Source organism: Vibrio neptunius, assembly GCA_019339365.1.
GTDB classification, from domain to species: domain Bacteria; phylum Pseudomonadota; class Gammaproteobacteria; order Enterobacterales; family Vibrionaceae; genus Vibrio; species Vibrio neptunius.
Genome location: CP079860.1, coordinates 1,143,547 through 1,162,561 on the forward strand (window position 1 = coordinate 1,143,547; position 19,015 = coordinate 1,162,561).

Below are 19,015 nucleotides of genomic sequence, written 5' to 3' on the forward strand. Positions count from 1 at the left end.
TGTGTTCAAGGGCTCGTGATCGCTAGCTTCGAAGTAGATATCTTTCTGGCGAGTTACCCTCGCTAAGCATTAGGTGACTGATGATATGCAATGCCGACCAGTGGAAAGGTATCTATAAGTTCTAACGAGAAGAGGCTGAGAGCTGAATTAGGAGACACTGGAGATAGGTTTTATCTTAAAGAGCTTAACGCTCGAAACCTATCTCATGTCATCGAAAATTAATTTTTCTAATTCACTATTATGAGTCGTGGTCATAAATTTTCTGTATGAATCCTTGTGTTTTTCGAACAGATTATTCTGCCAAACTCCAGTTTTGTAGTGGTCTGATGAGATATTGAGTAGTAGCACAAGTATTTCCCACAATAATTGTGATGGCTCTTTTTAAATTGAAAATGCGTCTTTTTTGATCATTTCCCTTAATTTTTTTATGGGTATGATGCGTGTGCGCTTTGTTGCATTGGAGAGGTATATGAATTCTATAACAAAAAGAAACCAAGATATTACTAAGGTGCTCGATAAGCCCTTCACCATCAATGTTGACGGAAAAACCATTCCGGCTGTTGAAGGTGAGAGTGTACTCAGTGCTTTGTTAGCTTCAAACATTCGTCAATTAATGAAGAATGATTATGGCGCTGAATCAGGCGCATACTGCGGAATGGGAGTGTGCCATTGTTGCTTGCTGCACATTGATGGTCGTCACAAGCAAAGAGCCTGTCAGACGATCGTTAAGCCAGATATGAAGGTGGAAACTAGCCGCAATTTGGTGATGGAACAAGGGGGTGAGATATGACTAATAAAGTCGTGATTGTAGGGGGTGGACCGGCAGGTATGTCGGCGGCAACCGAGCTGGCACGCTTTGGTATTCATACCACCGTCATTGACGAAGCACCGAAAGCAGGAGGGGTGATCTATCGTGGGCCGTGGCGCAAAACAGCGGACATGCCCCACTTAGATGAAAAACTCACCAAGGCGATGGATAAGCTTCAAGAAGATTACCAGAGTAACGCGTCTTCTATCGATTTAAGAACTCAGACAAGAGTACTTGGGCCTTTGGGAGAAAACAGCTTGTTGCTGACGCATGATCACAAGCTTTCTCGCATTGACTATGACCACCTGATATTGGCCACTGGGTGTCAGGAAAGAAGTATCCCTTTTCCGGGATGGCAGCTTCCTGGAGTGATGCTACTAGGTGCTATACAGCTTCAAATCAAGAGTGGTTTAGTTCGTCCTGGGAATAAGGTTGTGATCGCGGGCAGTGGACCACTGTTGGTGCTCGTCGCTTGTCAGTTACACAAAGCGGGTTGTCAGGTTGAAGCGATTTATGAAGCGGCAAAGTTTTCGTCAATAGCCAAGGAAACATTTGCAATGCTCAATCGCCCTCAGCAAGCGTTAGACGGGCTATCAATGATGTGGTACCTCAAGCAACACAATATCCCTCTCCATTACGGTTGGGGACTTGTAAAAGCAGAAGGTACCGACCAACTCAATGAAGTCACTGTTGCTCCTTATGATAATAATTGGTTCCCAGATCACTCTCAGGCTGTGACTCATGTTGTTGATACTCTGGGTGTGGGCTATGGCTTTGCTGCTCGCTCACAACTGGCCCAGCTCATCGGTCTTAATATAGAGTATGACCACATGAGTGGGGCGATCCCCGCCGTTGATAAATGGCAAAAGAGCAGCCAGGAAAACATTTTCTGCGCCGGTGACAGCGCTAAAATTGCAGGTGCAGACGCTGCCATGCTTGAAGGCAAGATTGCCGCAAAAGCCATTGCTTGTGAAATGGGAAAACTGGGTAGCGCGGATGCAGAGCAATACATAGTTGCGATACGACGTCAGTTATCTCGTCTCTATCGTTTTCGTCAGGCATTCGACAATGCGGGTTTCCGTGAGTTAGGCCTGCTTTCTCTACCAGAAGAAGAGACGGTGATATGTCGCTGTGAACAGGTTAAGAAAAAAGCGATAGATGAGGCGATAGCTCAAGGCTGCCGCGATATTGTGACTCTAAAAATGCGTACCCGCGTCACTATGGGTGACTGTCAGGGCAAAACCTGCGCTCACTATTGCTACGACAGATTGAAGAAAGAAGGGTTCAGTCAGGAACAAGGCTTAGTACGTCCTAGATTCCCACTTGATCCAATCCCATTTGCAGCGCTGGAGGAAGAATAATGAAAGCGTATGATGTAGTCATTTGTGGTGGCGGTGTTATTGGTGCGTCCATTGCTTATTTCCTGAGCCGACAGAAAGATCTAAAGATTGCCGTTGTTGACTTCAAATATCCTGGGAATGCGTCTCGAGCATCGGCAGGTGGGCTGTGGGCGATGGGCGAATCGACTGGACTTGGTTGTGGTGTCATCCTTTTTAAGACGTTGTCGAAACAAATGCAGGAGTCTGGGGTTAGCGAAGCGCCGGAAATGAATCCTCATATAATGCCAAAACCTTTTTTTGATATGGCGATGATGTCGAACGCTATGTATCCCGCTCTATACGAAGAGTTAGTTGAAAACCACGGTGTTGACTTCAAGTTTGAACGCACTGGGCTTAAGTTTTTGCTGTTCGATAAGTACGATCGTATGTACGCTGAGCAAATCGCAGCAGCAGTACCGGATCGTCATGATCACGTCCGCTGGGTAACTCAAGATGAGCTACACGCTGAAGAGCCGAATGTTTCCAAGGAAGCCATTGGGGCGATGGAGTTTGACTGTGACCATCAAATTAATCCGTATCGTCTCAATGAAGCGTATTTGGAAGCCGCACGCCAAAATGGGGCTGAGCTGTATCTGAATACCAAAGTGACAGGCATTGAAAGACAAGGCAATCGAGTGACTGCGGTAAAAACCGAGCAGGGTGTGTTGCCATGTAAAATGATGGTCAATGCTGCAGGTGCTTGGGCAGAGACCATTAGTCAGTGGGCAACCGGTTATAAATTGCCCGTGTTCCCGGTGAAAGGACAAGTGATCATCACAGAGAAACTGCCTAAGCTACTGAATGGTTGTCTGACAACCAGTGACTGTTACATCGCGCAAAAAGACAATGGTGAAATCTTGATTGGTTCAACGACTGAAGAGCGCGGGTTTGATACCAGTAACGACATCAAGTACATCAAGCAGTTAGGTCAAGGTGCGATGAAATCCATACCAGCGCTAAAAGATATGAACATCAAGCGTTGTTGGGCGGGCTTGCGTCCGGGGTCTCCAGATGAGCTACCGATTATTGGCCCTGTTCCGGGTGTCGAGGGCTACCTCAATGCATGCGGACATTTCCGCACGGGGATGTTGACGTCAGCGATCACTGGGCAAATTCTTGATGAGCTTGTGAGAAGTTTGCCGACTTGCGTTGATATCTCGCCTTTTTCTTACCAACGCTTCCTAAATAGCGAAGGGGAAATGATTGGCAAATACCAACTGGATCACGCGTTGTAAACACGCTCGCGTGTAAATAGGATTGAGCCAGCCACCAAGCTGGCTCAGCTTCTGGTCAAGGGCGTCCCTTACTAAGGTTATTCAATAGTCCGTTCGTCAGTAGATATCAAAACCCAGCCTTGTTCACATTCACAGTCAAGCCTAAATCAAGACAAGGTTTGTCGTTCAACACTTCATTCAGTTAGTGATGGTGTTCCATCTGGCAGTCAAATTTCACCCAGCCGTGTTGCCTTTCTTCGTAAACAGAGAAGCTTGGGGTATGAAAATCTTGCTCTTGAAAAATACCAACAGGTATAACAATAAAATTTCGGGCGGCACTGAGTTTGAGTGACATTGTCGTACTGCATCTAGGACAAAACGAATAGGTGACTTCATTGCCTGAATCACTGATACGAGTGTATTCGACAAGATCACCGCTGAAAGAAACTTGCTCTTGCTCGAATCTAGCTTGAACTCCGAAAACGCTCCCCGTTCGCTTTTGGCATTCAAAGCAGTGACACACTGACGTTCTGACTGGCTCACCTCGGCAAACCAGATTGACCTGCCCACAACTGCAATCGGCCATACGTATTTTCTGCTCGTGTTCCATTTTATCTCCTTGTCCTTGCTGCTAACATGACGCCACTGTGTTCATGTATTTGATAAGACATACTACAAGATGAAAAAGCGCCTTTTACCTATTCCTCTGATTCTTTTGATTCCGATCTTCTTATTAATAGTAGTCACGATCGCTGGCCTCTACCGATTCAGCCTTTCTGATGAGGAGATCATGGCAAAGTTTCCTAATCAAATGGCGAGCAGTGACGCTGTGATGAAGTCTGTTTTTGGTCTTTCGACTATGAATCCTTGGACGGTGAAAGTACCCGAAAGCCAAGCTTATACGTTTATGGAAGAGCTAAACCCAACGACAGGGCTAGCAAGTGGCACGTATGAAGACGGTGAAGAACGTGGTGTCGTTACTGTTGATACCAGTAAGTTGCTTCAGGTTACCCCCACTATTTATGCCTCGATTATGACCGTCTCAAACCAAGGATCTGGCGTGTTCTACTATTTGGTAACGTTTCACTATGATGAGTTTAGAAAACGCATGATTTCAAAAGAAGCTCAATTCCTAGGGGACCGAATCATCGTAGATTTGCTAGAAAAACAGCAGCACAATATAAGTGTAAGAATTAAACAACGTGATGCTGATCAATCAATGTCACAAGAGCCTATCATTTCAACGACTATACTTTTCAAGTTGAATGGGCAAGATAGCCTAGAACGTGTCGAGTAATCGGTGTTCAATACGGTATTGTGCATAGGGTACAGATTGCTGATTCTTTAGCCTAACAAGTGATGAGATGGATTTGTTTTTGTCGTTAATGGAGTTAAACATGATCAATAAGCGATTCTTTAAAACCAAAGATGAAGTAGAAGTGACGTTCGAACTTTCAGAAGAGCAGGTCGGACAGTCTGTCGCTATCGTAGCCGATTTTTTGGACTGGCAGCCAACACAGATGAAAAAAGGCGCTAAATCAAAATCATATAAATTCAAAACACGTTTACCGAAAGACCGCCAATTCGAATTTCGCTACTTAGTGGATAATGAGAAGTGGATTAATGACCCCAATGCAGATCAATATCAGCCTAATGGTTTTGGTTCAGATAACGGATTGATTTCCACTTATCAGTAATCTGAATGCATGTGAAAGTGGGTGATTACTATCATTCATAAGTCATACTGATACAGGCGCGTTTGCGCCTTTTTTGATCCAATCATGACATTCCATAGGTGACAAGCTAGGCATAAATTCGTACCCTTAGGCCTTTCTGAAAATCAAGCAATAAGGTCAAATTGTGCAATCCAAAAGATTGATGTCTCGCTTTCAAGAACTCTCCAAGTCGAGAAAAATGATGCTTTTGAGCCTTCCTGTTGTTGCTGCATTGGTTTTATCTGCAACAAACAAAAGCAACCAGTATCAGCGCACTATTGATCTTTCGCTGCCTGAATCCAGCATTGTGAACGGCTTGTTTACTGACGTTGAAGTGGTTCATGACATGCCAAATTACGAGTACGTGATTCAGAAAGGCGATAATCTGAGTTCCATTTTCAGTCAGTTGGGCTTTGGTTACAGCGAACTGATGAAGATTATGGAAACGGATCTTAACTATCTTGCGCTGGATACTTTAAAACCGGGAAATACCCTAAGATTTTGGCGAGATGCAGAAACTAAGAACTTAGCGAAAATGGAGCTAGAGTTCAGCATCGTCGAACGCGCCGTGTATAAGCGCCACGATGATGGTAGTTATACGTTTGAGGATGTGAAGATCCCCGGCACATGGAAAGAACAGGCGCTGGTGGGAGAAATTGCAGGCAGCTTCTCTCAATCTCTGCACCGTTTGGGGCTGGGAAGCAGTGAGAACGAGCAGATTGTGTCGCTACTCAAAGACAAGCTCAACTTTGCCCGCGATCTCCGTGCTGGGGATGTGTTTGAAGTGGTTCTGTCGAAACAATATGTTGGTGAACAGCTGACGGGTAACAAAGAGCTTCAAGCGGTGAAAATCTATAACCGCGGTAAAGAAGTGACGGCTTACCTGCACTCTGATGGGCAGTACTACGATAAGAATGGTAATAGCCTGCAACGCGCATTCCAACGTAAACCGATCAATGCAAATTACCGACTAAGTTCTAACTTTAACCCAACCCGGAAACACCCAGTCACTGGTCGAATTGCGCCGCACAATGGTACTGACTGGGCTGCGCCAACAGGCACGCCGATTGTATCAACGGGTGATGGTGTCGTTGTGATGACGCGTAAACACCCCTATGCGGGTAACTATGTTGTGATTCAGCACGGTAGCCGCTACAAAACGCGTTATCTGCACCTGAGTAAAATCCTCGTTCGAAAAGGGCAGAAAGTATCACGTGGTGAAAGAATTGGTTTGTCCGGTGCAACGGGTCGAGTGACTGGCCCTCATATTCACTATGAATTGATTGACCGTGGCAGGCCTGTTAATGCCATGACGGCTAACATACCCATGGCGAGTTCTGTTCCAAAAAGTGAACTGACTGCATTTAAGGTACGTCGAGATGAACTTGATGCGATGTTGCGACAGCAAGAAATTCAACTTGCCAAACAAGGTGAGCCCGAAACCACAGGCTAACTGCAAACCTATCTAAAAAAAGCTCCTTCGGGAGCTTTTTTTGTCTGTGATACACACAAAGGCTGCATTACATAAATGTCATCATATTGCATTGAAAAGGTGATCAAGTCGAAACAAATGTAAATCGCTAATCAATAAAATTCACAAATTGATTTCCATCAAAAGAGTAGGGTCTTTGTGTGATAACTTGCAGGCCACAATACATAAGATTCCCTCAATCATTAATTAAAAGAAAGCCCTACGTAAGGAAATCAACAATGAAAAAAACAGTATGTGGTTTGGCAGTCGTTGCTGCCCTTGTTTCCGGTAATGTTCTAGCTCACCAAGAAGGTGATTTTATTGTCCGCGCGGGTATTGCAACCGTAGCGCCAAATGACAGCAGTGGTGATGTACTAAATAATGCAGGCTCTGAGTTTGGTGTAGACTCCAACACTCAGCTTGGCCTGACTTTTGGTTATATGTTGACTGACAACATCAGCCTAGAAGTCCTTGCAGCAACCCCTTTCTCACACAAAATTTCAACTAACTTTGGTAACTTAGGTGACATTGCTGAGACAAAACATCTGCCACCAACTTTTATGGTTCAGTACTACTTCGGTGATGCAAGCAGTGACATTCGTCCATATGTTGGTGCAGGTATCAACTACACGGTTTTCTTTGATGAAGAGCTAAATGGCACAGGTACTGGCGCGGGCTTGAGCGATCTTTCGTTGGATGACTCTTGGGGCCTAGCTGCAAACCTTGGTGTGGACTACATGCTTAACGAAGACTGGTTCCTGAACGCTTCTGTTTGGTATGCCGATATTGATACAACAGCGACGTACAAAGCTGGTTCTACTGAGTACTCAACAGACGTACAAATCGACCCATGGGTATTTATGATTGGTGGCGGTTACAAGTTCTAATGACTGGTTCGACATAATAAGTCGGATGGATTAAGTAAAGCCGGTGACGTGAGTCACTGGCTTTTTAGTCGTGTTTATCTGCCTTCAAACCACTCATTGGGGACTTTGACGGCTACAACCCGGCTTTGACAGCAAAGTGTGTTACCAGAAAACAGTTCGCATTGGAGCTCTATTTTGTTGTCTTTCGCGTCAATGATAGAAGCGATAAGTTGAACGTCATCGTCTATGGGAACCGGTCTGAGGAATTTGACATCCAAACTTCCGGTTGCAAACCAAATCATCTCTCCTGCTCCTATTTCTCTGCCTTGCATTTCATAGCCTTTCGCTATGGCGGTGCAGACACAGTGGCAATCAATGATGGTTGAGATGATCCCACCATTGAGGAAATGCAAAGGCCCAGCACTGTGATGAGCAGAAGGAGTAAAAGTACAGACAGATTCATTGTCTCCATTCCAGTAGCTTTTGATTTGTAGCCCCATCGCATTGTCGGCTCCACAGCCAAAACAATGGTTATTGGGGATCTGTTCCTGAAAGGCGTTATTCTGCTCCATACCTGCTCCTGAGACGTTAGTGTTTTTAGATTTCAAAGAGTTATACACAGTCTAGTTAAGCAGGAGATGACCAGACTTCAAGCTTATCTAGCAATTCTGTGAAGGCTTGCTCAATGCTTTTTCCAGCGGTATCAATCCTGATGACGTCATCAGCCCATGGTTCAAAGCGTTACCATACCTAAAATCACTTAAAGCTTGTTAGCCAGCTTCTTAATGTAATCTTTTGCCAAGGTAGTGTCATCACGACTCAACCATTTGATGCAATCGAATAACTCCCAAATAAGCCCTTGATCGCCGCTAGTATAAGCCGGGAAGTCTTTATGCTTGGGTGCCGGCGCATCAGTAAGGCGGGAGGTGACGATATCTGATTTATCAAATAATACCTTGAAAGGTTTTGAGAGCATGAAAGGCTCTTCAAGATCGAGGCAATGAATTTCAGCGCTGGTCATATCACTGAAGATATATTTTTTAAAAAAAGCACGGTCATTGTGGAAGCCATCGAGACAATAAAAAATGTCTTTGTTATTTTCAAAGGCTTGGTAAGCTCGTTCAGATCTCCGATGGAAACCGTTGGTCGTGAAGACAACAACATCGGCATCAGAAACCCTGTCGCCTGTCTCAGCGGCCAAGGAGCCCAACAATACTGCAGCAAGCACGTCTTCGTCGTCGATAAAAGCGTCAACGATCGAATCGACTAGAGCTTGCTGAAGTGGTAGGTTGGATAAATTGAGGTTTGGTACAGGCTGTCTATGAGGCATATCTATTACCTATTGGTGATGACAAATAGCCAAAATAATTGAATCTTCGTTCGATTACCACATGTCATAGATAGGCAATCTCATTAGTGCTAAAAAATTTCATTATCTACATTAAATGACCCTTTCTATACATTGGTTTTTTTAATGATTTAACAATATGAGTCAGCATCGAATATCAACCTTATTGACTATTCTGATGTTAAATTTAGACAATTTTTGAACTAATGTTTTTAAATGAATTTATCTATTAAGTTCATGAATTAAAAGGATAATAAAATAGATATCGTGCGTTATATAAATGTTAATATTATTAATAGAATTTATCTCAAATTTTGAGCGATAAATATCTCGCTTAGTGAGATCTTAAACTCATTTAATTGATTTTGTGAATGATCTTGATTGAGTTGCATTTTATCTTTTGAACGCTTTGTAAGCGTATAATTAAATAGGATGTAACAGAATGATAAACGGATATAAGCTTTCCGCACTTGCTGTCGCTATGATGGCTTCAGCGTCGGTTTCAGTCAGCGTTAGTGCTGAAACAGTTCCAACAAACTCACCTTTCATCAAAGATGTGAAAGGCAACATTGTTGAAGATTACTCGCCTAAGCCAGTACAACCTTTCGCCTTGTTCTCAATGCGTATGATGAGCAACCCATCAGCCGATCGTGGAGACTGGTTCAATGCTTCAGCAAATTATTCCAGCCTTCAAGGTGTGGGTGCCGACTATGTTTATGAGTCATTGCTTCCACCATTAAAGCCACAACCTGTTATTGTTGCGGTTCTTGACTCTGGTGTTGATATTGACCACGAAGATCTTAAAAACAAACTTTGGACCAATGAAGACGAAATTCCAGGTAATGGTATCGATGATGATGGTAACGGCTACATCGATGACGTTCACGGTTGGAACTTCCTTGGTAACTCTTTAGGTGTCAATGTTGATCAAGACACGCTAGAAGTGACTCGTGAGTACAAAAAATACCTTAAGTTAAAAGAGGGTAATCACTGGATTCCGCGCAAAAAACGCGAATACTACAAGGGCGTGGAAGCGGACTATCTTGAATCAGTTGAGTACAACCAGACTTCTCTTAATCAAGTGACGGCAGCAACTGAGCAAGCGAATCAGTACAAAGATAAGATCACTCAATTAACCGATCACAAAGACTTTACGGTAGACGGTCTACAAGTCTTGCTTGACCACTCAAATACCGAAGTCGTTGAAGCCGCTAAAGGGTTACTTGGCGTATTTGAATCTTGGTATTCTTTTGATTACCTAGAATCACGCAGAAGTCGTTATCAAGAGTCTCTAGATTATCACTACAACCTAGAGCTTGATACACGTCGTGACATCGTGATGGATAACATCAATAACCCTTGGGAGAAAGGGTATGGCAACAATGATGTGAAAGGCCCTGTTGGCGCTCACGGTACTCACGTAGCTGGTATTATTGCTGCTGAACGTCGCAATGGCATTGGTATCGATGGCCTTGCTGATCATGCGCAAATCATGGCGGTACGTATGGTACCAAACGGTGACGAAAGGGATAAAGATATCGCTAACGCGGTTCGCTACGCTGTTGATAACGGTGCGAAGATCATCAACATGAGTTTTGGTAAGAGCTACTCGCCACGTAAGTACATCGTAGACCACGCATTCCGTTACGCAGCGCGTAAAGGCGTACTGATTGTACACTCTGCAGGTAACAGTCGTAACGACAACGATATTAAACCTAGTTTCCCGAACCGTTTTGCTAAGCACTCTTGGTCTAAGCCAATCTCAACATGGATGGACATCGGTGCATCAGCGAAATATGCGGATGATTCATTGGTTGCGAGCTTCAGTAACTTTGGTCAAGAGACGGTTGATGTCTTTGCCCCAGGTTACCGTGTTCTGTCTTCAACTCCAGACAACAACTACGCTGCATACAGCGGTACAAGTATGGCAGCGCCAGTCGTTTCTGGTGTCGCTGCTATGGTATGGTCACACTATCCAGACCTGTCTGCCGTTGAGCTTAAAGAGCTGCTGAAGAGCAAGGCGCGCACTTACCCAGAACTATTGGTTAAGAAGCCTTCTACTCCTGAAGAACTTGTACCGTTCAGCACACTGTCAATCTCTGGTGGTGTTGTTGATGCGGAAGCGATTTTTGAAGAGTTAGAAAGTCGCAAATAACTTAATGTGAAAATGCTAAGGGCTACAGTGGTAGCCCTTTTTTATTGCTTCATTACGGATCAACTATTTTCCAAGTCGATGACTTTACAGCGAATAGGTAAAACAGACATTGCTGCTCCTGTGGACAGGCTACGGGCAAAATCTATTGCTTTTGATAAGTCTTGAGGTTGTATTTTTAGTTCGTTTTTGATTCGCCCATCATTGGTCATATCGGTATCGACAACGCTTGGACATAAGCAACACACTTGAACATTGTGCGGTAGTAGTTCCTGATAGAGGGACTGGCTATAGCTTACCAATGCTGACTTAGTGGCTGAGTAAGCCGCAATTTTTGGTACCGGAGATAGCCCAGCAGTCGACCCTAGATTGTAAATTGCTCCAAACCCCTGATGCTTCATTTTTGCTGCCACGGCATTGCACACTGCGATAGTGGAAAGTAAGTTGACGTTGATTAACTCAGATAATTGTTCAAATGTCAGATCTATATGGCCTGCTTTCAGCACGCCCGCACTGTTTACTAAAACATCAATGGTTTTCAACTGATTGATAATCGCCTCAAAAGATTTCACAGCGATTTCGGGCTGTGCAAAATCTAGATGGTGAGTTTTTATGCTGAGATGAGGATACTGGTCCTTCAAATCATCAAACACACGGTTGAGGTTGGCTTCTTGCTTGGCAATCAGCACTAAGTTGTAGCCTTGGTTAGCAAAGTAGTGAGATAGCGCTTTGCCAATCCCCCGACTGGCACCTGTGATTAAAGCCGTTTTGGTCATTGAATGTTGTCCTTTTGAGTTTATGCATACTCTACAGCGATTCTCATTGTGGCGTAAGCGATGTATAAGAGGTCGTAGCAGATGTTTACAGCATTCAAGGTTGTGAGGTAATTTTTTTCGTTTGTTAATTACTTGTAAAATGGTGATGGCCTTCTCTGAATGACATTTCTATGTGACACTTTTTATGCAGCTCATTGTCTATTCATGCAACATCTAAAGACAACTAGGTGTATTTGCCAAAACATAACAGGATGTGTGAGGAGGACAATTTGCGACACTCTGCGATAACTCAAGAGCAAGCACCAGCACTATCGGCATTACTTGATAGTGACTATCGACTTAATTTTCAGGGGTTTATAGAGCAAATTAAGTTGTCCAATAAACCATTGTCGCTTGCAACGATCAGATTCATACTTGAAAACGTGGCATTGGATGACACTGAGATAAAGGCGTTATCCAGTTTTGATCAAGACAACTATTGTCGCAGGAGACTGTTCAAAAACGACCACTGTGAAGTGCTTATATTGAGTTGGCTAAATGGCCAGAGAAGCAAAATTCATGATCATTTAAATACCGCCTGTGGCGTACGTGTGCTGCATGGTGAAGCGACAGAGACCTTATTTGAAACGGCAGCGAACGGTCATATTTACGCGTCTCAATCCTCCCATTACCAGCAAGGTAGCGTGACTGTCAGCAAAGACAACGATATTCACCAGATATCCAATTTGCAGGCTGATGATGAGCCTCTGGTTACGCTGCATGTCTACTCTCCGCCGTTACAACAGTTCCATTTGTATCAGCTTGAGGGTGGCGAGCCAGAACTCCTAGATTTGCAGCAAGATTCTTGGTTCTATGAAATTTGATATCGAACTGATGGCTAATGCGAAAGGCGAGCAATGTTGCTCGCCTTTTCATTTCTACCGATATTCTGAAATCAACATTGCCCGTGTATCTTCTTCCAGCGCTTCAAACATATGCGGTAAGTCTCCAGGGTACGAAATGTAGTCCCCTTCCTCTAGTTCATGAGGATCCGATTGCAACCCGAGTTTCGCTCGGCCTTTGACAATAACCACGTGCTCTACCACACCCGGATGATGAGGTTCCGAGATAAATGGCTGACCGGGTTTAACTTCAATCCAGTAGATGTCTCGACAAACATTTGCTGGACTGGCAGCCAGTAAAATGGCTTGGTAATCCTTTTGCTCTGAAAATACGCTCACTCCTTTACCATAGCGAATAACTTTGGTCGTTGGTGTTGGTGTTTCAATTAGACGAGAAAAAGGAATATCAAGGACAACGCAGATGGACCAGAGCGTCTCAATACTCGGATTTCCAACGCCATTTTCGAGTTGCGAGAGCGTCGATTTTGCGATGTTAGCGCGTCTTGCGACCTCGGCGATACTTAAGCCAGCATTCAACCTTTCAGCATTCAGAGTGGCAGCGATTTGTTCGATTGGCGGTTTACTTTGATCCACAATGCTCTCTCTAGTCAGTGTGTTTCCGTTCATTATAAAAAACGATGACATGATTTGACAAACGTTTTTCTGGTGTTCATTATAAAATTCTATCGTTCATTATAATGTTTAACTTCGGTTGCAATCGGTGACAGTCACCACTAAACGTCGAGGCTTTTATTATGGAATACCTACTCTCCGTCGCTTTGTTTGCCGTTTCATCTTCGGTGACACCGGGGCCAAACAACATCATGGTGATGACATCTGGACTGAATTTTGGAGTCAAACGCAGCCTGCCGCTGTTAACCGGTATTTGTGTTGGATTTACTTTGATGTTGCTATTGGTAGGGTTGGGCTTTGGTGAGCTTTTTTCTTTGTTCCCGCAGCTCTCTTTGGCGGTCAAAGTTATGGGAACACTTTACCTCTTGTATCTTGCATTGCAGATCGCCATAGCTGACAGTGTGAGTGCTGAGAAAGGCCGAAATCGACCGCTTGGTTTTCTAAATGGAGCTCTGTTTCAGTGGGTCAATGCCAAAGCTTGGGTTGTGGCAATTGGTGCGATATCCGCATTTACGACAATAGGCGAAGGGTATATGACTCAAAACCTCACCATCGCTTCAATGTTTTTTATTGCCTCGTTTCCTTGTGTTGGCGTGTGGTTGGTGTTTGGTTCTTCGTTACGCCGATACATAGACAAACCAGCCTATTTGAAAGCCTTCAATAGGCTGATGGCGTTGCTGCTCGTCGTCTCTGTCTTACCTGTTGTTGGAGAGATCGTTAGGCAATTATGAATGAAAAGCGCCAAGCGAAAAGTTCGGCGCTATGATTAGTGTTATTGATGAGAGGCGTGAAGCAAGTGCGAGAACCCATTGTCTTTCAGGCTTCGCTCCATGAGAGCAATCACCTGGCGACTGGTTTGATGAGGAACGAAGTCCGAGCTCGATTTACCATCAATGATAAGCTGGGATAAGTGAGCAGCTTCAAACTCAAATCCACCGCCTGCAGGTATGTGTGAGATCTGGGTATGTTCATCTTTGTATGTGATATCAATGACGGTTGGATTCCACCACTTATCTTGGATAACAATTTCAACTTCGGGACCACGTATTGTCGCAACACGTTTTAGGTCTTGGCTGATTGAAGCGCCAATCTTGCCCTTGATACCGTGATTAAACGTAAACTCCACGGTTTCATCGACCTTGGATTCAGTATTGTGTTTTTGATAGGTCACTGATGGCGGTTGGATCTCACTCTGTTTGAGCTGACAAAGATCAGCGTATAGCCAGAGCGCATAAACACCGACATCTAAAGTCGCACCGCCGCATAAATTAGGTTTGAAAATCTGCTGTTGAACATCAAATTCATGCCAGTTGCCGAACGCCGCTTCGATTGATTCTATCTCAATACTGTTTTTTTGAATGAAATCCCGTAGCGCTCGGTAAGCTGGGAAAGTCACTGACTTCATTGCTTCCATGAGCACTAGGCCTTGTTTATCTGCCAGTGCCTTCATGTCGTCCCAGTCTTGGGTGTTAGTGAACGCTGGCTTTTCAACCAGAACATGCTTGCCGTGTTTCAAGAACAGCTCAACCATGCTTTTGTGAAATGGATGGATAGTCGCAATGTAGACGACATCAACATTTGGGTCTTCCGCCATGGCTTGGTAAGAAGAGTAAGCGTGCGCAGCCTGATAGTGCTGCGCAAAAGCATCAGCGCGTTGTTCATCTCTGGCTGAGACGGCATATAGACAAGCGTTGTCGACATGCTGAGTGAGATCGGCGGTAAATCGATGTGCAATTTTACCCAGCCCGGCAATGCCCCAACGTACTTTTTGTTCTGTCATATTAATTTTTATCATTCTGGTATTTGTGAGGCTGATACTAGCGATGAGCACGGGTTTACGTCAAATAGAAGTGGTTGAACTGAATGAGAAAGCCGCCGGTGTCGGCGGCCTTGCATTAGGTTGTAATTCACCAAACGGTGTATCACTCAATACCGAGTTGTTGATTGATGAGAGCAATCTCATTGCGCCACATAGCCTGAAGCTTTGGCTTTTGGTGCTTGGCTTTTCTCGATACATCTTCCTCCAGTTTCGTTTCGAGGTCATAGAGTTTTTCAATTAACTGCTCTTCATCAGCAAGCCCGTCCGTTTGAGATAAAGGAGACGCTACTTGAGCTTCTTCGATTGCTGTTTCATTTGAGGCAAGAGATGACTCTGAACTCATTGCTTGGTACAGCTGTTGCGGGTCTAACCATTCCTCCAGAGAATTCCCCTTGATATACCAAAAGCGATTGCAGCTTGCTTCGATTAACTCTCTGTCATGCGTGACGAGTAATAGCCCGCCTACAAAATTAGTTAGCGTTTCTGCCAGTTCTTCTTTGCCTTTGAGATCCAAATGATTGGTTGGCTCATCGAGCAGGAGAAGGTGGTAGTTTGCTAGAGTTAACCCGATAAGCAGCAAGCGAGATCGTTCACCACCACTCAGTTGATGAACTTTCTGATTGTGTCTAAGGTACGGGAATCCGGCGCTGATCAACGCCATCTTACGCTTTTCTTCTGGTGCAGAAGTGAAGCTCGCCAGAGCGTCCAATAAGGTTTTGTTATCGTCCAGTTGCTTAAGGCTCTGATCGTAAAAGCCAACGTTCGCCCTAGGATGAAACACAATACCTTGTTTTACCGCGCCTTCCTGATGGTAGCTTTGCCATAGCGTTTTCAACAAGGTTGATTTCCCCCTCCATTTTTGCCAACAATGGCTACCCGATCGCCACTTTTCAATTGGTTAGCCACGATATTGAATAAGCATGGAGCTTTAGGCGATGGCGAAACATCCAGATCGGATATTTGCAGTAAGCGGTCCGCTTTTAAACGTTCGCCTTTTAACTCCAACTTCCATGGTGTCCCAGACGTGAGTATCGTCTGGTCGCCTTTTAGCTTCTCAACGCGTTTTTCCATGTTCTTGGCTTTTCGCGATAAGTCTTCATTGTCGTAAACATGTCCCCAAACAGCGAGGCGTTTCGCACTTTTCTCAATACGGTCGATTTCTTTTTTGCTCCGCTTGATGACGTTGCATGTCAGCGTCATCACGTGCCTCAAGCATTTCCAAAGCTTGGGAGCAGGGCAGTTGAAAGAAGTGCAGGCTATTGTCACGCAGTATCCAAGTGCAATTGGTGGTGTTGTCCAGCAACCTTCGGTCGTGTGATACGAGAACGAAACTCCCATTCCAGTTCAGCAAGAACTGCTCCAACCAAAGGAGTGTTGTCAGATCAAGGTGATTACTTGGTTCATCCAGTAAGAGTAGGTCGGGTTCCACGATCAATGCTCTGGCTAACAGCAAGCGAGTATGCTGACCGCCACTTAAGCCAGAAGCGGCTAATGACCATTGTGATGAATCGAACCCCATTTCTGAAAGAATGAGTTCAGCTCGCCAACGTTGACTGAGTCGTTCACTGTCAGGTAAACGATCAAGTACAGCATCCATCATTGACTGGGGCAGCAAAGATTGTGGAAGGTGTTGCTCCACGCATTCTAATTGGCAATGGCTTGCTGTTGTAATGGTTCCGGCATTTGCTTGAATTCCACCATGAAGCAGATTCAGAAGGGTACTTTTACCGCAACCGTTGTGACCGACTAAGCCGATTCGGTCGCCTTTTTTTAGGGTGAATGAGATATCTTCAAGCAAAGGAGCTGAAGTTGTTTGATAAGAAATAGATTGTGCAGATAGTAAAGTGCTCATAACTTACTCAAGAATTACAGGCATGAAGATGCCTTTCGTCAAACATTGCTGACGATAACCCTGTAAGCCAGAGAGAAGAGACTCTAGTCTGTATGTATTAATCTTCGCTCAAGCAAAGGTTATCGCAGCACGATACCAGTAAAACTTGAGCTTGCACGCTCGGTGAAGAAGCGTGCGAAATGCAATTCACACTTAGTCATGGGGTTCCTCCTTATTTTCATTGATGGGCCCAGTGACGAGAGTGTAAGGGAATGCACTGCTGTTGGTCTAGGTTCAGTATTTGGAAACGTTGCACAGTTGGCAATATTTGTGGCCCATCTTGAAGTCGTGTTATGTGCTCAACACTTTGAAGTATTGCTTAGCGGTGATACCGTAATACACTTTGTCGTCGAATCCTGACTCAACTTTGTAGTAGTCAACTTGGCGACCTTCAAATGTAAAACCGCATTTCTCCATCGTTTTGTATGAACCTATGTTAGCGCCATAGCAGTCTGCACTGACTTTGTGGCAACCTAACTCGGTGAATGCAATGTCGGTGAGCAAGCGACAGGCGCGAGTAGCGATCCCTTTGCCCCATGCGTGGACGGGAAGTTGATACCCAACTTCGTAGTTACCTTCGAGAAACATGACTTTAGACAATCCGCACATGCCCATGTAGTGGCCTTGTTGGTCTCGAATGACAAATGTTGGGCTGTCTGGCCAACTTCCTTTTTCAACCGCTTGCTTCGTGTTTTCAATAATGGGCTCAAAAAACGCCTGATACATGCTGTCCGCAGCAGGTGCGAAGAACAAATAGGCATTCACCTTATGATCGTTGAGCATAGCGATTATATCGTTGAGGTCTTCGCGTTGAATCAGTTTGATGTTCAGTGAGTCGCCAAAAGAGATTGAGTCACCACGTTTTAGTTTTTTGTATGTCATTGTGTACCTCTCCATTTGCTCAGCATGGTAGATCAGGATCTGTACCGAAAATTGGATATTTGCGACAAGTGCTATTGGAAATCCCCGTAGATGTCGATGGTCAGGTCTCGATTTTTGAGATACTTAGCTGGTGTCCGATTGAGCTGATTTTTGAGCTGGCGAATTAAATGGGATTGATCACTAAAACCAAATGCTTGTGCAAATTCAGCCCAGTCGGGCTCGGTATCCTGAGCATAGATAGACAGCACCATCTCTTCCAGTTTCATCATCATGAGATATTGCTTTACGCTAAGCCCAGTCACTTGCTTAAAGTGCCTTTCTAATGTGCGCCTAGAACATGCACACTGGTCTGCAATCTGATCGATGTTCCAATCAGATAGGCGACTTTCTACCATTGTGGTGACTTTCTGTGTGATAGAAAAAGCGCGGTCTTTTCTCTTATGAAGGTTGAGCTGGAGGAAGTGATGATGGAGCACATCAAGCAAGTGTGACTTATCGTTTGAACTCCACAACTGGTTTTGTAATGAGGGGCCAAACATTGTGGCCAGCCAATCGGGCCAGTCACAGTGATTTGTATTCAGGTTGCCAGAGGGATCAAGAAGGTAGAGCCCTTCAGGTCTAAATGTGACACCGATACGTTTCAATGGGGCTTTGTCTTCCAAGGTTAGCAACTGCTGACTAATCGAGAGTAGATGACTGCCTCGACCTTCGAGTTTAAGCAAGTCATTTTCATAGCAATACTGCTGTTCATCAGGGGTAAACAACAAGTGAGGTCTTGGGTTAGGGATCAGTTTAGGTTTTCGTTCTAGCATTTCACCAACGCCCAATTCGAGATACCAAACTTGGTGTATTAGCCATTCAAATTCTTGTAGTGGTTGCTTCCACGTAATCATTGCAAATTCAAGTGAGTTGTTTCTCCATCAGTGTACGTGATAACGGTGCATCTTCGCAAAGTGACCTTTTTGTCTGCAACGGATAAAAAATCAATTATTCCGGATGGTTACGTGAAACTATGGCTGATCCTCATATCAATAAAATATGTCATTTAGGTGACACTTAAACGATAAACAATAGAAATCGTATCTAACATGTCAAAAAATATGCCTTAGATCTCGTTTTGTGCAACTTGATGTGCTGTTTTTTTAACCTAGTGCAAAGGCTCTCATCGGATGAGTTGAAT

General features: G+C 44.4%; 18 protein-coding genes and 1 pseudogene. 10 read left to right on the top strand and 9 right to left on the bottom strand.

What is annotated here, in order from left to right:
• Positions 1 to 469 precede the first annotated feature (469 nt).
• The 3 genes from KW548_21885 to KW548_21895 are packed head-to-tail and all read left to right on the top strand — an operon-like array spanning position 470 to position 3,422.
• The gene (locus tag KW548_21885; protein QXX08300.1) at positions 470 to 790 is read left to right on the top strand and encodes a (2Fe-2S)-binding protein; all 321 of its coding nucleotides are present in this window, start codon (positions 470 to 472) and stop codon (positions 788 to 790) included.
• Entirely contained in the window at positions 787 to 2,169 is a 1,383-nt protein-coding gene (locus KW548_21890; protein QXX08301.1) for an NAD(P)/FAD-dependent oxidoreductase, read from the top strand. Before KW548_21885 ends, KW548_21890 begins: the two co-directional genes overlap by 4 nt.
• A complete protein-coding gene (locus tag KW548_21895) occupies positions 2,166 to 3,422 on the top strand; it encodes an FAD-dependent oxidoreductase (GenBank protein ID QXX09501.1) in 1,257 nt (418 codons plus the stop codon). Before KW548_21890 ends, KW548_21895 begins: the two co-directional genes overlap by 4 nt.
• A 181-nt stretch (positions 3,423 to 3,603) precedes the next feature.
• On the opposite strand, the gene KW548_21900 is transcribed toward KW548_21895, so the two are convergent.
• Positions 3,604 to 4,011, bottom strand: a complete 408-nt coding sequence (locus KW548_21900; GenBank protein QXX08302.1) for a GFA family protein — start codon at positions 4,009 to 4,011, stop codon at positions 3,604 to 3,606.
• Between the two features lie 69 nt (positions 4,012 to 4,080).
• On the opposite strand from KW548_21900, the gene KW548_21905 reads away from it, so the two are divergent.
• The 4 genes from KW548_21905 (at position 4,081) to ompW (ending at position 7,474) form a co-directional block, all read left to right on the top strand.
• On the top strand, positions 4,081 to 4,698 hold the full coding sequence (locus KW548_21905; GenBank protein ID QXX08303.1) for a hypothetical protein: 618 nt from the start codon (positions 4,081 to 4,083) through the stop codon (positions 4,696 to 4,698).
• A gap of 100 nt (positions 4,699 to 4,798) precedes the next feature.
• Positions 4,799 to 5,098, top strand: a complete 300-nt coding sequence (locus tag KW548_21910; GenBank protein ID QXX08304.1) for an isoamylase early set domain-containing protein — start codon at positions 4,799 to 4,801, stop codon at positions 5,096 to 5,098.
• Between the two features lie 217 nt (positions 5,099 to 5,315).
• Positions 5,316 to 6,569 (top strand): peptidoglycan DD-metalloendopeptidase family protein, encoded by a 1,254-nt coding sequence (locus KW548_21915; GenBank protein QXX09502.1) that lies wholly within the window; start codon positions 5,316 to 5,318, stop codon positions 6,567 to 6,569.
• Positions 6,570 to 6,826: 257 nt separating this feature from the next.
• Positions 6,827 to 7,474, top strand: a complete 648-nt coding sequence (ompW, locus tag KW548_21920) for an outer membrane protein OmpW (protein QXX08305.1) — start codon at positions 6,827 to 6,829, stop codon at positions 7,472 to 7,474.
• Between the two features lie 74 nt (positions 7,475 to 7,548).
• Here ompW and KW548_21925 read toward each other — a convergent pair whose 3' ends face one another.
• Both KW548_21925 and KW548_21930 read right to left on the bottom strand, forming a co-directional pair.
• Positions 7,549 to 8,025, bottom strand: a complete 477-nt coding sequence (locus tag KW548_21925; protein QXX08306.1) for a PaaI family thioesterase — start codon at positions 8,023 to 8,025, stop codon at positions 7,549 to 7,551.
• A gap of 188 nt (positions 8,026 to 8,213) precedes the next feature.
• Positions 8,214 to 8,783 carry a hypothetical protein gene (locus KW548_21930; GenBank protein ID QXX08307.1) on the bottom strand — a complete coding sequence of 190 codons (570 nt, stop codon included), beginning with the start codon at positions 8,781 to 8,783 and terminating at the stop codon, positions 8,214 to 8,216.
• 460 nt (positions 8,784 to 9,243) lie between these two features.
• Between KW548_21930 and KW548_21935 the strand changes: the two genes are divergently transcribed.
• Entirely contained in the window at positions 9,244 to 10,956 is a 1,713-nt protein-coding gene (locus tag KW548_21935) for a S8 family peptidase (protein ID QXX08308.1), read from the top strand.
• A 59-nt stretch (positions 10,957 to 11,015) separates the two neighbouring features.
• Here KW548_21935 and KW548_21940 read toward each other — a convergent pair whose 3' ends face one another.
• Complete coding sequence (locus tag KW548_21940; GenBank protein QXX08309.1) at positions 11,016 to 11,729, bottom strand: SDR family NAD(P)-dependent oxidoreductase; 714 nt, start codon at positions 11,727 to 11,729, stop codon at positions 11,016 to 11,018.
• Between the two features lie 269 nt (positions 11,730 to 11,998).
• Here KW548_21940 and KW548_21945 point away from each other — a divergent pair, with 269 nt between their 5' ends.
• Positions 11,999 to 12,592, top strand: a complete 594-nt coding sequence (locus KW548_21945; GenBank protein QXX08310.1) for a hypothetical protein — start codon at positions 11,999 to 12,001, stop codon at positions 12,590 to 12,592.
• 54 nt (positions 12,593 to 12,646) lie between these two features.
• Here KW548_21945 and KW548_21950 read toward each other — a convergent pair whose 3' ends face one another.
• The gene (locus KW548_21950; protein ID QXX08311.1) at positions 12,647 to 13,204 is read right to left on the bottom strand and encodes an XRE family transcriptional regulator; all 558 of its coding nucleotides are present in this window, start codon (positions 13,202 to 13,204) and stop codon (positions 12,647 to 12,649) included.
• A gap of 161 nt (positions 13,205 to 13,365) precedes the next feature.
• Here KW548_21950 and KW548_21955 point away from each other — a divergent pair, with 161 nt between their 5' ends.
• Positions 13,366 to 13,974 (top strand): LysE family translocator, encoded by a 609-nt coding sequence (locus KW548_21955; protein ID QXX08312.1) that lies wholly within the window; start codon positions 13,366 to 13,368, stop codon positions 13,972 to 13,974.
• Between the two features lie 41 nt (positions 13,975 to 14,015).
• Here KW548_21955 and KW548_21960 read toward each other — a convergent pair whose 3' ends face one another.
• The 4 genes and pseudogenes from KW548_21960 to KW548_21975 all read right to left on the bottom strand — a co-directional run bounded on the left by KW548_21960 (position 14,016) and on the right by KW548_21975 (position 18,728).
• Positions 14,016 to 15,023 carry a Gfo/Idh/MocA family oxidoreductase gene (locus KW548_21960; protein ID QXX08313.1) on the bottom strand — a complete coding sequence of 336 codons (1,008 nt, stop codon included), beginning with the start codon at positions 15,021 to 15,023 and terminating at the stop codon, positions 14,016 to 14,018.
• A 142-nt stretch (positions 15,024 to 15,165) separates the two neighbouring features.
• A pseudogene (locus tag KW548_21965) lies at positions 15,166 to 16,914 on the bottom strand (ATP-binding cassette domain-containing protein).
• A gap of 330 nt (positions 16,915 to 17,244) precedes the next feature.
• On the bottom strand, positions 17,245 to 17,835 hold the full coding sequence (locus KW548_21970; GenBank protein QXX08314.1) for a GNAT family N-acetyltransferase: 591 nt from the start codon (positions 17,833 to 17,835) through the stop codon (positions 17,245 to 17,247).
• 71 nt (positions 17,836 to 17,906) lie between these two features.
• Positions 17,907 to 18,728, bottom strand: coding sequence for an AraC family transcriptional regulator (locus KW548_21975; GenBank protein ID QXX08315.1), 822 nt, complete (start codon positions 18,726 to 18,728; stop codon positions 17,907 to 17,909).
• Positions 18,729 to 19,015: the final 287 nt, after the last annotated feature.

Excerpts from the sequence above, each read along its gene's own strand:
- KW548_21885 (QXX08300.1), top strand. The coding sequence starts at position 470 with ATGAATTCTATAACAAAAAGAAACCAAGATATTACTAAGGTGCTCGAT.
- KW548_21890 (QXX08301.1), top strand. The coding sequence starts at position 787 with ATGACTAATAAAGTCGTGATTGTAGGGGGTGGACCGGCAGGTATGTCG.
- KW548_21900 (QXX08302.1), bottom strand. The coding sequence starts at position 4,011 with ATGGAACACGAGCAGAAAATACGTATGGCCGATTGCAGTTGTGGGCAG.
- KW548_21905 (QXX08303.1), top strand. The coding sequence starts at position 4,081 with ATGAAAAAGCGCCTTTTACCTATTCCTCTGATTCTTTTGATTCCGATC.
- KW548_21910 (QXX08304.1), top strand. The coding sequence starts at position 4,799 with ATGATCAATAAGCGATTCTTTAAAACCAAAGATGAAGTAGAAGTGACG.
- KW548_21915 (QXX09502.1), top strand. The coding sequence starts at position 5,316 with ATGATGCTTTTGAGCCTTCCTGTTGTTGCTGCATTGGTTTTATCTGCA.
- ompW (QXX08305.1), top strand. The coding sequence starts at position 6,827 with ATGAAAAAAACAGTATGTGGTTTGGCAGTCGTTGCTGCCCTTGTTTCC.
- KW548_21925 (QXX08306.1), bottom strand. The coding sequence starts at position 8,025 with ATGGAGCAGAATAACGCCTTTCAGGAACAGATCCCCAATAACCATTGT.
- KW548_21930 (QXX08307.1), bottom strand. The coding sequence starts at position 8,783 with ATGCCTCATAGACAGCCTGTACCAAACCTCAATTTATCCAACCTACCA.
- KW548_21935 (QXX08308.1), top strand. The coding sequence starts at position 9,244 with ATGATAAACGGATATAAGCTTTCCGCACTTGCTGTCGCTATGATGGCT.
- KW548_21940 (QXX08309.1), bottom strand. The coding sequence starts at position 11,729 with ATGACCAAAACGGCTTTAATCACAGGTGCCAGTCGGGGGATTGGCAAA.
- KW548_21955 (QXX08312.1), top strand. The coding sequence starts at position 13,366 with ATGGAATACCTACTCTCCGTCGCTTTGTTTGCCGTTTCATCTTCGGTG.
- KW548_21960 (QXX08313.1), bottom strand. The coding sequence starts at position 15,023 with ATGACAGAACAAAAAGTACGTTGGGGCATTGCCGGGCTGGGTAAAATT.
- KW548_21970 (QXX08314.1), bottom strand. The coding sequence starts at position 17,835 with ATGACATACAAAAAACTAAAACGTGGTGACTCAATCTCTTTTGGCGAC.
- KW548_21975 (QXX08315.1), bottom strand. The coding sequence starts at position 18,728 with ATGATTACGTGGAAGCAACCACTACAAGAATTTGAATGGCTAATACAC.